A 14,359-nucleotide genomic window follows, 5' to 3' on the forward strand; every position below is an offset into this window, starting at 1 on the left:
TCTTCGGTCATTTCATTTAGTTGCCGTTTCCCGAATCAACTTTTCCCAGGTGTCCCAAATTTTATCATCACTATATTCCTTCATGGCTTCATGAGCTGCGGTGCCCATTTTTACACGAAGGTCCTTATCTGACATTAAAAGCTCCATCTTATCCCGCAATGGCTCCACACCATCTTCAACTAAAAATCCATCAACGCCATCATGAACCAACTCATTGACTGCAGGACAACTGGCATAGGCCACAGCCGGCAAGCCCACGCTCATACCTTCCGCAATAGTAAGCCCAAAACCTTCATAGGCACTTGGGAATACAAAAATATCTCCCTGTCTTAGAACCGACTCCACGTCATGGGTTGTTCCCATAATTTTTATGCGGTCTTGCAAATTTGCCCCATCTATCTTGGACTCCATTTCCTCAGCATAGCCACGGCTATGCTCCTTGCCCCAAATTTCCACATCCCAGTCACTAAACTTGGAAGCCAATGGTATAAAGGCCTCCAATAATAAATGAGGGCGCTTATGATTACGGGCCAGACGGCCAATAAAGATAATTTTATGCCTCCCCGTGTGATTTGCTATTTCTTCCTTTTCAAACTGTGGTACCACATTTCCGATAACTACTGTTTTGGTATTCGGATAGCGCTTTATAACCGCTTCCCTAAAGGATGGCATCAACACCTGAACTACATCACAATCCTTAATGGCCTTAACCTGCTTATCTGGATAATTACGGAACCAGTCCTCAGCCTCTCCATGACACATGAGAATAATTGGTATATCTGTCTTGATGTCCTGTATATATACCTTGGCCGCCGCTGGCTGAAAGGCAATAATAATGTCAGGATTTTCCTTGTCCAAGATAGCGTTCACATTATCCAGCAGGTAATTCTTGGTAAAATCATCATTGACGGCAGACGCCAGTTTTCTACTGAAAACACGCAGAACCTCACGGCGAATCCGATAACTTAAAGGAAAAGTATAACTACTACCATCATAATGATTTATATTATATTGGCGAACCTCTTTATTAACAGGAAAAAAGCATTCTCCTTGGTTATCATCGCTATACACCATGGCCACATCATGGCCTCGTTGCTGCATAACATTGGCAAAATTACAATGAACTTTTGCGGCACCACCAGTATCTCCCACCATTTTTGAAAAATTTGCCAATAAAATTCGCATAGGATCCTCCTATTATAATCTCATCTGTTTTATTGATGATGCTATAGCCTCGTCAATAGAATCCAAAAGTTCAAAACGACGACGGTACACAGCCCGTTTTCTGGTAGGCACCTCTTCCATGGTCTTTCGCGTTTCTTTCAATGGAAGTTCATCAAAGCGCTTATCATCAGTGGAATGACCGCCTGCCTCTGCCCAAAAATCACTGAATGAAGTTTTCAACTTACGGTCAGCACGAACATGATTATTGGCATAGTACCCATAATTGGTTACGGCATATATCTTTTCCAAGCCTAAATTTCTTGCCACAGCCTGGGCAATATACAGAATTAGATTCTTGGTACGATAGCGATGGCATTTATTTGTTATCTTTTTTACTACTTCCTTGGCATCCTCCATGTTAGGACCTTGCATAGCCCCTATCCACATGGACATTTTCCCCTCTTTATCCGGAGTAATCCAAAAAATAATCTGATAAAGGGCCCGATCATCCAGACGCAGTACCACGGACAACATGCCTTCTTTACGCTGGCCATCCTCGTAATATAGATACGCCCGAAACTGCTGCCCATCAATCTCCTGACCATCCCAAATAGGCAAATTCTTGTATTTATAAAGGTCCTTTATAACTTCCGGACGAAGAGTATCCACCAGGAAATCCACATGGTTTTGTACTATAGCAAGCCTTTCATCAAAGGTGGATTTATTATAGAAAAATGCCCGAGTGGGCTGCTCATAGAAAAACGGATATAACTTTTGAAGCTCTGTCAGAAGTGGGGTTGAAGAAAAGTGACGCTGAAGGGCGTTCAATTTCCCCCTATATATAAAGGAACGCAACAAAAATACATAATATCTGTGTGCTTCCCTGGCCTTACTAGTATCATATATCTGCTTACCCAAAGCTGTATAGCTTTGAAGCTTTGTTTCACTCATCAATATCAACTCATTTCCTTTAAAACAAGCTACGAATAAAGGCAGACTTACTGTATTCCTGATTGGCTTTTTCCAATGCATCGTTATAATGTGCTTTATTTGTCTCGTAATTATTTACAAATTCTTCCAACTGATTGCGGAATATTTCATAATCTGTGGTATCAATATATTCACCGATTGAGTATTTTTCCATAACCTCAGGATTTAATGTTTTGGTAGTCAAAACAGGCTTTTTGGCTCCAATAGCCGTGAAGTAAATGGCACTCCAGTTATAAAGGTATCTTTCAGCTGTATATGGCAAATATACCACGTCCACAGACTGAATAGCGTTGTACCAATCATCCTTCAAAAGCTTGTGAGATATAAACTCCACACGCTTGTCATTTTTCCAACCATCTACTATTTTTTCAACCTCCTGACGGTCTTCTTCCGTAGTGGGTGCCAGCTGAATAATGAATTTCACGGGTATTTTAAACTGTGCTCCCGTAATTGAATTAAGAAGCCAGCCAATATTCTTTTCCCCTTTTCGGTAGTGTCCAAAAAAACCTATCCGCAATACATCCGCAGCTGATTTAGACTTACATCCTGCCGGAATCATAACCGGTGGTTTTATCAGTTTTACATTATCTGGTTTTTCGTTGCCGAAATCATCACGCAGAGTGGTTACACACAAGTGAATATTTTTATATGGCAGACATTCCTTAGCTTTCTTTAAGAATTTTGGCTTTTCACTAGGATTAACGCCTAAGAATATAAAATTAACAGGAACATTACCCAGACGCAACTTGCTTTTCTTTAAAGCACGCAAATAACGGTAGGTTGCTGTGGTAAGCAAAATTGCATCTATGCCTTCCTTTTCTGCCACCTCAAGTGCTGAATCAAACCATTTTACACGACGGGTTTCCCGTAAGTATGAATACCATACCTTTTTTAAACCTTTGACACCATCATAGGAAATAATGCTGCCGCCAGACAGCTCATATTTAGGTACATCGAAATTTTGGTCCAGCACAGTACCAGCCGGCATCATCATAACCGGCTCATGCCCAGCCTCTTGTAATGCCTCAATAATAATTCGATCAAATTCCAATTCAAAGCCGGCACTGGCCTTTACTGTTTCCAGTATAGCAACCTTCATTACTGCTGTTCCCCTTTTCCTATATAGAAATACCTAAGCTTTAAATACTTCAAAAATGTATAATAACCGTGCAGTATGGAAAATACCATCCCCAATTCTCCGTCCAGGAATCCCCTCTTTATTATATACGCCCGAATAAAGGCATATACAGGGCGAAGAGTCAAATCTCCCATACTGGCCTTCTTGCCATCCTGATGCATTCTCGCAGCCATCATGTCAGTGTACTGACCTAGCTTACGGAAATAGCTGCTCCATTCGTTATAGGTGTGATGATGCATTACCCCCTTAAGGTCATGCTGGGGCAATGTAAATTCTCCCCTCTCATGAACAACACCTACCCAATGCACCTCATCCCGTGGATAAAGGCGGACACACCAATCGGGGGCATGAGCACCATATTTTATCAGCTTACCAAATAAAACATTCATCCTTTTAATACGATATACACCAATTCTATCGGATTGAACTATTTCCCTTATTTCATCAACAGCTTCATTGGTCAGTCGTTCATCAGCATCAAGATAAAATACCCACTTGGCCTGGGTCTGAGTCAAGGCAAAGTTACGCTGGCCGGCAAAGCCTTCCTCTGTCATTGGATGCAGAACAAATTTGGCTCCTAATGCTTCAGCCTTAGCCTGCGTTTTATCTGTACTACCAGAGTCTATCACTATTATTTCATCGGCAAATAATGCACTTTTTATACAATCTTCTATATTTGCTTCTTCATTTTTGGTCAAGATAATAACAGCCAAATCTGACATTGTTGATACATCCTTCTCGTAAAATTTATATCATACCTTCGGTTAAAGCCTGGTGCAAATTGCCACCTCTATAACGTATTCCCTTCACCCCGGCAGCCTCAGCACATTCCACATCTCTGGCACCGTCGCCTATAAGATAAGATAATTTTAGGTCAATATTATGGTCTTTCTGAGCCTTGAGGAGCATGCCTGGCTTTGGCTTACGACAATCGCAGTCTATAGCATATTCCTTCACCTTGCCAGTAGGATGGTGTGGACAATAATATATGCCGTCAAGATGGGCTCCATGCTTTGCCAAATCAGCATTCATCCATTCATATAGCTTCATGATGTCGCTTTCCTGGTAATAGCCTCTGGCAACTCCGCTCTGATTAGTAATGACAATGGCTAGGTAACCATTGTCATTACAATACTTTATGGCGTCTATGGCGCCCTCTATCCATTTAAAGTCTTCAATTTTATGAAGGTAATAAACCTCTTCGTTTAAGGTACCATCACGATCAAAAAAAACTGCTTTGTTCATAAAAATACCTATTTGCCGTATTTAAAGTAGCCGCCGGCATCAAGGAAATCACAATATTCCTTTACGGCCTCGTACATATCATAGAAGCCCTGATCATAGCCAGCCTCCAGCAGCTTGGTGGTATCAGACTCAGTATAATTTTGATACTTGCCCTTTAACACCTCCGGGAAATCACGGTACTCAATTTTACCTTTGCCCAATGCCTTGATTACGCTGTCAGCCACCTCATTGTAGGTATGGGCCTTGCCAGTACCGCAGTTATAGATACCGCTTGGTCCCTTATGCTGCCAGAACCAAAGATTTACCTTTACAACATCCTTTACATAGATGAAGTCACGCTTCTGACCGCCATTTGGCACATCGGTACCATCGCTGAACTTTCCCCAGCCTTCAAAGAGACGGCATACCCCATCCTTCTTCACCTGATGATACAGCTGATAGAAAATAGAGGCCATATTTCCCTTATGATGCTCCTGAGGACCGTATACATTAAAATACTTCAAGCCAACAATCTGGCTCTGGGTATCGGACATCACCTGACGCACATAACGGTCAAACAACAGCTTGGAATAGGCATACGGATTCAAGGCATCCTCACATTCGTCCCCCTCACGGAAGCCATTTTCTCCTGCACCATAGGTGGAGGCAGAGGAGGCATAAAGAAATGGAATACGATGCTCCATGCAGAAATGAAGTACAGCCTTGGAATACTCATAATTGGCCTTCATCATATAGTTTACATCATACTCCATGGTATCGGAGCAGGCCCCCTCGTGGAACACTACATCCACATCAACGCCATCAAATTCCTTATTTTGAATGGCAGTGAGGAAGTCATCCTTGTGCATGTAATCTATAAACTGCAAACCACGAAGATTGCGGTAGGACTGACTCTGCTCCTTGCGGTTATTTAAATCGTCAACGATGAGTATATCACTGCGTCCCTGACGGTTAAGCTCTTTTACAATATTGCTGCCGATAAAGCCGGCACCACCGGTTACGATAATCATTTATTATTGTTCCTCCTCAGACTGGGTAGTCTGTAAAAGTACACTTTCCAACTCATCCTTGCTTACAGCATAAGTACCAAGCTTACCCACAACTACACTGGCTGCCAAATTCGCAAGGTATGCAGCTTCACGAGGAATTAGACCTCCTGCGATACCCAATGCAAATACAGCTATAACAGTATCACCAGCACCAGATACATCAAAAACCTCCTGAGATTTTGTAGGAATATGAACTGTCTCCGTTGGAGTTACCATGGACATACCGCACTCAGAACGGGTAGCCAATACATTCTTAATCTTGAATTTGCTCATGATGTATGTAGCCGCCTGCTTAATGGCCTCATCACGATTCTTAATAGGCTTTTCTAAAATTTCATTGATTTCTTTTACATTTGGAGTAATGAAATCCGCATTGGTATACTTGCTCCAGTCACGTCCCTTTGGATCCACCAATACAGGCACCTGAGCGTTGTTGCACATTTCAATGACACTTTCACAAACCTCATCAGTGCAGGCTCCCTTGCCATAATCGGAGAGAATAATCGCATCCACATCATCCAGTGACTGCTCCACATAATTCAAGAGGCGGTTTGCATACAGTGGCTTTACCGGCTCTGTATCCTCAAAGTCCAGACGAAGCATCTGCTGATGACCGCCTATAACACGTAGCTTGGTGGTGGTAGGCTCCTCACGGTAAATTATTCCCTTATAGTCTATGCCACGGGAAATAAACTTATCCACCAAGGTCTGGCAATGGTAATCATCACCCACAAAACCAGCAATAGATGTTTTACAACCAAGAAGGGCCAAGTTATGGGCTACGTTGGCAGCACCACCCATGGTGTCCTTGGTGTCAACCACACGGGTAATTGGCACAGGGGCCTCCGGTGATATTCTGGTTACTTCTCCATAGTAATACTTATCCAGCATTACATCACCTACCACAAGAATATGCACCTTGGACATGCCTGAGGTGACAAACTCCTTTAATCTATCCTTGTTTGTGGTCATGATACTACTTCCTCCTTACTCCGCTTTTGTTGCTTCTACGACCCGGCACTTATATGCACCATATTCTCTTGGCATATTTCCCGCCTGATTTTCGTATTTTTCCAGCAGCTCCCATACGTATTTCATAACGGTTTCTGCTGTAATATTCTTCATACATGCTAAATTCCTATTTCCCTCATGCGGACACTGATGAATGCCACATGGATGACATGGTTCAGGGCTCTTTATAAGCACATCCTTGGCATCATAGGGATAAAATCCCGGCACCGGAGAGGCTCCAAACATGGTAACCACTGGTACACTCTGGGAAACTCCCACATGCATTGGTCCAGAGTCTGTGGTGAGCATAAGGGCACATTTTCTCAGCATGGCCGCCAGCTCTGCCAAAGACAGTTTTCCAGTAAATACCTTTATGAGTTCGCTGTCCTTATTTTTCATCTGAGAAATGCACTTATTAACAATTTCTGTGTCCATTGGACCGCCAAAGAACGCCACCCCGTAGCCCTTATCTAAAAGCTGGTCAGCACACTGGGCAAAATAGCTGTCAATCCATCGTTTGGTTATCCAGCTGGCACCTATGTTAAAGGCCACCACCTTGGTATCATTTGGAAAGCTGTCCTGCCAGATTTTATCAGCAGAGGCGGTATCCTTTTCATCCACCCACATTTCCAGTCCACCATCATCGATTTGCTCTATATCGAGTGCTTCCTTTAAAACATTTAGATGGGCATGAACCTGATGTTCCCACCCCGGTACATACTTGTATGGTGGAAACAGGTGAAATGGTCCCCAGCCGATATGATGAGCCACAGAAGGATTGTTCATTACCTTTGTAAACCACAGAGAAAATATGGGCTTGCTGTAGCCCACAATGGTTTGGGCCCCACTAAAGGCCGCCAGGGCTGACGCTCTTTCATTTCGATGAAGATTTATTACCAGGTCATAATTTTTCTGACGAATTTTTTTTATGAATTTTATAAAGGCCGGCAATGCATTATCTGCACCCTTTTTATCTATCAATAAGCACTCATTAATCCATTTATTATGCACCACCAGATCTGCCAGCTTCTTATCCGCCAGCAGGGTTATTCTGGAATTAGGATAATTAGCTCTCAAAGTTCTCAAGACCGGCGTAGCCAGCATTAAGTCACCAATATGCATAAGATTAATGACCAGAATATTGTTATAGTTTCTCATAGATACTTTTTATACCTTTACTTGTCATTTTTTAGCAGTGCCAACAGCTTCTTTTCAACCTCATCGGGGTGAATCACTGACAGGCACTCCAGTCCCTTAGGGCAAGCCCTTTTCCAGCAATATTTGCATGGACGGTTGGCCTCAATGGCATTTTCCAGCTGTCCATAAGGACCATTACGGTTGGCATCTGTAGGACCCATCACCATTACCGTTGGCTTTCCAAGGCCTGCAGACAGGTGAACGGGGCCAGTATCGCCACCAACTACAGCTTGAGACTGTTGAATAATATAGGCAAGCTGCTTTAACGAAGTTTTACCTACTAAATTAATCGGTGGAATTTCTGCCGCAGCTTCAATATCTGCCGCCAAAGTGCTGTCCAAAACACCACCACCGATAATAACCGGAATAATTTTCATCCCATAAAGCCAGTCAGAGAGCTGAGCATAATATCTGGTTGGCCAACGCTTATTGGGCCAGTTGGCTCCCACAGCAAGCACCACATAGGGATTCTCCATACGAGCTCCCGCCTGCTGCATGGCGCCTTCAGCCCCTATACGGTCACGCTCTGTGATTTCCATGGGAAATACCACATTTTCCACTTTACATCCCAGAGCCCTGGCAACGTCCAGATAGCGCTCCACAATGTGACCATTGGAATTAGGACCAACTACCGGGCGACTTATCTTATGGGACATTTCCCGCATATTGCAGGTGCCAAGACGAAGACGGGCCTTGGCGTTCCACACAATTGCTGCGGACTTAAAGAGTCCCTGCAAATCCAAGGAAGCATCATAACGATCTGCCCTAATAATCTTGGAAAAAGGTCCGTAATTTTTTAAAAAGCCCTTAAAGGACTTAAATTTCTTCTTTTCAAAAACAATAATCTTGTCTATATATGGGTTGTTTTTTAACAAGTCGTAAGCCGGTGGCTCCACTACCCAGGTAATTTTTGCATCTGGATATGTCTCCTTAATGGCATATGACACCGGCAGGGCGTGAATCACATCGCCAATGGCACTAAGCTTTACTACAAGAACACTTTTTATATTAGCCATTGCTGTCACCTGCCTGAATTTTATTGATGATATTAGTGGTGGAACGGCCCTCTACAAGAGTTACCAGCTCCACTTCTCCGCCGTAGGCCTTGACGATTTGCCCCTCCGGAAGTGTATCCAAGGTATAATCCCCACCCTTTACATAAACATCGGGATGGACCTTGGTAATAAGTGACTCAGCTGTAGGCTCGTCGAAAATAACTACATAATCCACGCACCCCAAGGCATCTGCCACCTCTGCCCTATCCTCCTGACAGTTAATAGGCCGGGCAGGCCCCTTAATGCGCCGTACAGAGGCATCACTATTAAGGCCCAGCACCAGACAGTCCCCAAAGGAGCGGGCTTTTTTCAAATATCTCACATGACCTGCATGAAGAATATCGAAACAGCCATTGGTAAATACCACTTTCTGTCCGCCCTCCCGCAGGACCTTACAAAATTCTGCTATTTTTGAACCATCTATAAGCATAATAAATACCTTAAAGCAAGGGAATACCCCTTACATATGTTTAGTAATATAATCTCTAAGCTCTTTGGCACTTACGGTGGAAGTACCCATTTTTCTTACGGCAATCCCGGAAGCTATATTTGACAAGGTTGCTGCCGTCAATGGCTCCACCCCTGCTGCCAAGGCCAATATAACTGTAGCTACACAGGTATCGCCGGCACCGGAAACATCAAATACCTCGCTCTTATCGGAAACTGGGATGTTTTCCACACTGCCGTCGGCCATAAATAGGGTCATGCCCTGTTCCCCACGGGTAATAAGGGCTCCCTTGGCTTCCATTTTTTCCAGGAGCTCCTTGCCGGCAGCTATAAGCTCCTCCTCATTATTCAGAGTGCGCCCCACGGCGTTAGCCAGCTCCGCATCGTTTTGCTTAATATAATCCACTGTTTTAAAGCGGAGAATATCATAGCGGGAATCCACAATGGTAGGGATATCATTCTGATGACAATAGTCAAAAATCTGATTTTTCAGCTTCTCTGTAATAGTACCACTGCCATAATCGCTGAGAACTACTCCCTTAACCTTTGGCAGAACTTCTGCCAAGTACTGTGACATAGCAGTCTCATGCTCTGAGTACATTGGTTCTTTGGTTTCCTTGTCAATGCGGACAATCTGTTGACTAACAGTAGTTCGTCCCCCGGCAATAACCCGGGTTTTGGAAATGGTGTCACGGCTGGCATCCTTTATAAAGCCTGCCACATCAACCCCACGTCCAGTAAGGATTTCTGTAAGGCCCTTGGCACCGTTGTCATCACCTAAAAGGCCTGCGGCGTGAACATTACCACCAAGGGTTGCCGCATTGTTTACCACATTGGCGGCACCTCCGGCCACCACCTTTTCGGCAGCCTGCTCCAGCACCAAAACAGGTGCTTCCCTGGATATGCGGGAAATGGTGCCCTCAAGGTAGATATCTGCTATCATATCGCCGATTACCAAGACCTCTGAGCCATTGATTTTATCTATAACATTTAATAATTTTTCCCTATCCATCATTTGCTCCTTAATTACCAAGGATTAAATTGTAATGTTACATTTATCTGATGACGCTTAACACGATAACGGGAAATCAACTGGAGACAATGGAAATCATGCAACCAGTAAAGATCCATATCAGCCAATGATCTATCATCCACATCGAAAGCTGAACCAACCACTACCCTATCATGGTCACTGAACTTATAGCTAAAGCCCGCAGACAACTTACGGGAATAGCTGTCCAAATCATAGTCAAAGAGAGAATTCTTTGTATTCGCCTGGGAATAGCTATATCTGGTGTAGTATGACCAACGCTTATCCACATCACGGCGCAGCAGAGCTGTATAGCCAAAACCTCGGATACTGGAATCATTGGCAGACTCATTGGTAATGGAATAGCTTGTACTCAAATCCAGTTTATGGTTGCCACCTAAATTAATGGTCTTATGACTTAAAGAGATTCCATAATAGGTGTGGATACTGTGGATATCGTTCTGACTCCACTTACCACGTTCATAGCTAAGCCCCAAAGACAATGGTAAACTGCCCAAAGGGATAGATTTAGAATATGTAAAGGAAGGCTCCTTCTTAACCCATTTATTGTTTGAACTTTCATAGTAACCATACAAAACCTTAAAAGTACCCAACATATTGTTGTGAACCAGATCGGCATGACTGCGGAAGCCATGCTTACCTGTGTATTTAACCTCCGAATCAATATATAGCCGTTTAGCTAAATTATAGCGGAAGTCCTTGCTGATCCACCAACCGTCATCGTTGGTATAACCCACCTTAGGCAAATCTGTCTGGTCATCCTCTTGATCCAATCTAAAGGTCCGCTTCTTGGTGGAATATACTGGCACATGCCCAAGCCAGAATTTCAAATCATAACATATCATCTTGTCCCCAGGATAAACCTCTATTTTGGAGGCAGATGTATGATAATCAGGATTTATGGCGGAGCACTTGGTCATGGTGCCATCATAAACAATGATTTTATCAGGATACATCTCGATGCGCTTGCCCTTAATGTACTCATGGTCAATCTTGCCACTGGCATCTTCCATACTGCCGGTCTTTTTACCATAGTTATACTGGATTTTATAGCCATCCATAACAATTTTGGCCTGTCCCGGAGTCATCTGAACCATGTGTCCCTTACCAGGCACATTAACCTCAGTATTTTGTATATTACCGTTGACCTCTTCAGTCTGAAAACGCTGGGCATCCAAGGAGGTAATATTAACTTGTCCTATGGCATAAAAATCACCATTACGCTGATCATAAAAAAGCTCGTCACCTTCCATTGCCACCGGAACATTCTTGGTAGGATCCAATGGGTCCCGTAGATTTTTTCGCATTTCAAAAGCATCATGCACCAGTTGTTTCTGCTCGTCGGTAATGGCATTTTCCCTAGCTGAGCGTTTGTTGTTTTCCAAATAATCCAATACATTAGCATTGGTATCAGTACTGGCAGTATATTTGGATGCGTCTGCTATTTGTGGCAGGACAAGACTAACAGCCATCAATCCGGCACACAACAATGCCTTGGTATTTCTCTTCATCAAATGTATCCCCTATCTATAAATGGGCACAGTTGCCCTTAATTGCATACATACTCTACTATATGATACTCCATTTAACCATATAACACAAGAAAGCCCCTTCCGATAATAATAATTTATCGGAAGAGGCTACATGAATATTTTAACTTTTTAATGATGAATCAGAACTGCTCAGCGCTGGTGGTTGGAATAGCGTATATCGAGCAATCCTTTTCGGTCTGGAGATACATCTCAGTGCCCTCAGGGAGATTTATGTTCTTGCCCTTTACAAAGGCACCGCCAATAATACCGATAGGTCCAAGAATAATCATGCCAGCCAGGCTGGCACCGGCTGCCATGCCCATCTGCTCCATGTTTTCCTTGGCTTCCTCACCCAAGGTCATGTCAATCTTAGTGCCATCCACGGCCTCCATGTCCTTAAAATCAATGTTTATCTTAGCATCACGGCCAAAGTTCTGAGCCTGGGACACATCGGTAACTTCGCCTTCACCCAAGGCACCGGCAGTTATGAGAAGCATGTCATTTTCGATAACATCCTCTGCTGCCTTGAACTTAATAATATCGCCCTTTTTCAATTCCTTGGCGTTAATTGGAGTTACCAGAGAAATCTTTACCAAGGTGTTGGCTGGTACATTCACCTGGCTCAGTGGAATAGTGGTGCTGCCAAAGGCAAAGGTTGCCAATCCTTCAATGCGTTTCTTGATGGAGGCATCGGAATTCTTGCCATTAATCTGCAGCTCCATATCGCTGATGCGCTTCTGGATAGGGTCTGCACTTACCTTGTGGGAAATGGTCCACTCCAAAGCGTTGAGCTGGGTAATAAGGGATGGGCTGGAAGAATTATCAAAGGTGGTGTCGTACAGGTTATTGATGCGGTTCATCATACCACCGCTGGTGTTGCTGCACTCATAATCCTTTTCCAGCTTTTTAATTCGTTCTACGATGGCACCGGTCTGCTCCTGACCGTAGGTAACTGTTTCCACAGATCCCAGCTTGCCGTTGGCGGTGTTTGGAACCTCTGCTGCTGCCGTACCCAGAGAAGATACCAGGAACACACCGCTTAAAAAGATACTGAATAATTTCTTAAGCATTTCAAAATCCTCCTACTTTTAGTATTCAAGTGGATATTATAATCGTAACATTTAAATCTGATTAAAATATGAATAAAAATGGATTATTTTAAGAACTCTGCAACCTTTTTAAGGGCGACTCCTGCAGCTTCGATGGTTTTATCGATGTCTTCATCGGTGTGGGCACCGGACATGAACAGTGTTTCAAACTGGGATGGGGCCAGATAGATGCCCTGCTCCAGCATGGCCTTGAACCACACCTTGAAGGCCTCCTGATTGGACGCCGCTGAGGTTTCATAGTCCACTACTTCCTCATCGTTAAAGAAGAAGCCAAACATGGAGCCCGCCTGCTGCACCTGAAGGGTTACACCGGCTTCCTTTGCCTTCTGGGCAACCCCCAGCACCAGCTTCTTGGTTTTGATGGTGAGAACACGGCTGTAATCCGGTTCTCCCGGCTCCGGCTCCTCAGTGATAATCTTCAGTGTTTCCAAGCCAGCTGTCATGGCCAATGGGTTTCCGGAAAGGGTACCCGCCTGATATACAGGACCAGCTGGAGCTATGTGATTCATAATATCACGGCGACCGCCGTAGGCTGCTACCGGAAGTCCGCCGCCAATAATCTTACCAAGGCAAGTGAGATCAGGGGTAACTGCATAGGCCTTCTGGGCACCGCCCAAGGATGCTCTGAAGCCGCACATTACTTCATCGAAAATCAGCAACGAACCAGTTTCCTTGGTGAGCTTTCTCAGAAGATCAAGATATCCCGGCTTTGGCAGTACCAATCCCATATTGCCAGCCACTGGCTCCACAATAACAGCCGCAATCTCATGACCGCTCTTTTCCATAACCTCAGTAAAGGCTTCAAAATCGTTATATGGAATGGTAATGGTGTCATTGGCAGTACCAGGAGTAACACCAGGGCTGTCCGGAACGCCAAAGGTAGCCAAACCAGAACCAGCCTTAACCAAAAGGCTGTCACTATGTCCGTGATAGCAGCCGATAAACTTCAAAATCTTGTTGCGCCCAGTGAATCCACGGGCCAAACGCAATGCACTCATGGTGGCCTCAGTGCCGGAGTTAACCATGCGGATAACCTCAATGGAAGGATATACCTCCATTACCAGCTTGGCCAGCTCGCTTTCAATAAGGGTAGGAGCTCCATAGCTAGTGCCACGGGTGGCCGCCTCCTGCAAGGCCTTTACCACCTGAGGATGAGCATGACCTACCACCATTGGGCCCCAGGAGCCCACATAATCTATATATTCATTGCCGTCAATATCGTAAATATGGGAGCCCTCAGCTCTCTCAATAAAGGGAGGGTTGCAGTCCACATTTCTATAGGAACGGACAGGGCTGTTTACGCCGCCAGGCATTAAGGTCTTCGCTTCTTCAAAAGCTGCGGCAGATTTCTCTAAATTAAGCATATTATAT

14 protein-coding genes are annotated in these 14,359 nt (G+C 44.1%); all 14 read right to left on the bottom strand.

The features are described from left to right. Nucleotides 1-12: 12 nt before the first annotated feature. The 14 genes from B6K08_RS00125 to hemL all read right to left on the bottom strand — a co-directional run bounded on the left by B6K08_RS00125 (nucleotide 13) and on the right by hemL (nucleotide 14,352). Nucleotides 13-1,185, bottom strand: a complete 1,173-nt coding sequence (locus B6K08_RS00125) for a glycosyltransferase (protein ID WP_039210914.1) — start codon at nucleotides 1,183-1,185, stop codon at nucleotides 13-15. Between the two features lie 12 nt (nucleotides 1,186-1,197). Then, the gene (locus B6K08_RS00130) at nucleotides 1,198-2,115 is read right to left on the bottom strand and encodes a VirK/YbjX family protein (RefSeq protein ID WP_039210912.1); all 918 of its coding nucleotides are present in this window, start codon (nucleotides 2,113-2,115) and stop codon (nucleotides 1,198-1,200) included. 19 nt (nucleotides 2,116-2,134) lie between these two features. Further along, on the bottom strand, nucleotides 2,135-3,253 hold the full coding sequence (locus B6K08_RS00135) for a glycosyltransferase family protein (RefSeq protein WP_039210910.1): 1,119 nt from the start codon (nucleotides 3,251-3,253) through the stop codon (nucleotides 2,135-2,137). Next, nucleotides 3,253-4,014, bottom strand: a complete 762-nt coding sequence (locus B6K08_RS00140) for a glycosyltransferase family 2 protein (RefSeq protein ID WP_039210908.1) — start codon at nucleotides 4,012-4,014, stop codon at nucleotides 3,253-3,255. The genes B6K08_RS00135 and B6K08_RS00140 overlap by 1 nt, the downstream gene beginning before the upstream one ends. Before the next feature lie 25 nt (nucleotides 4,015-4,039). Continuing rightward, entirely contained in the window at nucleotides 4,040-4,537 is a 498-nt protein-coding gene (gene gmhB, locus B6K08_RS00145; protein WP_039210905.1) for a D-glycero-beta-D-manno-heptose 1,7-bisphosphate 7-phosphatase, read from the bottom strand. A gap of 8 nt (nucleotides 4,538-4,545) precedes the next feature. After that, a complete protein-coding gene (rfaD, locus tag B6K08_RS00150; RefSeq protein WP_039210903.1) occupies nucleotides 4,546-5,547 on the bottom strand; it encodes an ADP-glyceromanno-heptose 6-epimerase in 1,002 nt (333 codons plus the stop codon). A gap of 3 nt (nucleotides 5,548-5,550) precedes the next feature. Further along, a complete protein-coding gene (gene rfaE1, locus B6K08_RS00155; protein ID WP_039210900.1) occupies nucleotides 5,551-6,558 on the bottom strand; it encodes a D-glycero-beta-D-manno-heptose-7-phosphate kinase in 1,008 nt (335 codons plus the stop codon). A gap of 15 nt (nucleotides 6,559-6,573) precedes the next feature. Continuing rightward, complete coding sequence (locus B6K08_RS00160) at nucleotides 6,574-7,755, bottom strand: glycosyltransferase family 9 protein (RefSeq protein WP_080325146.1); 1,182 nt, start codon at nucleotides 7,753-7,755, stop codon at nucleotides 6,574-6,576. Nucleotides 7,756-7,772: 17 nt separating this feature from the next. Further along, complete coding sequence (locus B6K08_RS00165) at nucleotides 7,773-8,801, bottom strand: glycosyltransferase family 9 protein (protein WP_080325192.1); 1,029 nt, start codon at nucleotides 8,799-8,801, stop codon at nucleotides 7,773-7,775. A 1-nt stretch (nucleotide 8,802) separates the two neighbouring features. Next, nucleotides 8,803-9,279, bottom strand: coding sequence for a D-glycero-beta-D-manno-heptose 1-phosphate adenylyltransferase (rfaE2, locus tag B6K08_RS00170; RefSeq protein ID WP_080325147.1), 477 nt, complete (start codon nucleotides 9,277-9,279; stop codon nucleotides 8,803-8,805). 30 nt (nucleotides 9,280-9,309) lie between these two features. Continuing rightward, a complete protein-coding gene (locus B6K08_RS00175; RefSeq protein ID WP_234985124.1) occupies nucleotides 9,310-10,311 on the bottom strand; it encodes a bifunctional heptose 7-phosphate kinase/heptose 1-phosphate adenyltransferase in 1,002 nt (333 codons plus the stop codon). A gap of 11 nt (nucleotides 10,312-10,322) precedes the next feature. Continuing rightward, nucleotides 10,323-11,858, bottom strand: coding sequence for an LPS-assembly protein LptD (locus B6K08_RS00180; RefSeq protein WP_080325149.1), 1,536 nt, complete (start codon nucleotides 11,856-11,858; stop codon nucleotides 10,323-10,325). 161 nt (nucleotides 11,859-12,019) lie between these two features. Further along, nucleotides 12,020-12,949: a hypothetical protein gene (locus B6K08_RS00185; RefSeq protein ID WP_080325150.1), complete on the bottom strand. Its 930-nt coding sequence runs from the start codon at nucleotides 12,947-12,949 to the stop codon at nucleotides 12,020-12,022. 83 nt (nucleotides 12,950-13,032) lie between these two features. After that, nucleotides 13,033-14,352, bottom strand: coding sequence for a glutamate-1-semialdehyde 2,1-aminomutase (hemL, locus tag B6K08_RS00190; RefSeq protein ID WP_080325193.1), 1,320 nt, complete (start codon nucleotides 14,350-14,352; stop codon nucleotides 13,033-13,035). Nucleotides 14,353-14,359: the final 7 nt, after the last annotated feature.

The organism is Anaerovibrio lipolyticus DSM 3074 (assembly GCF_900141865.1).
Lineage (GTDB): Bacteria > Bacillota > Negativicutes > Selenomonadales > Selenomonadaceae > Anaerovibrio > Anaerovibrio lipolyticus.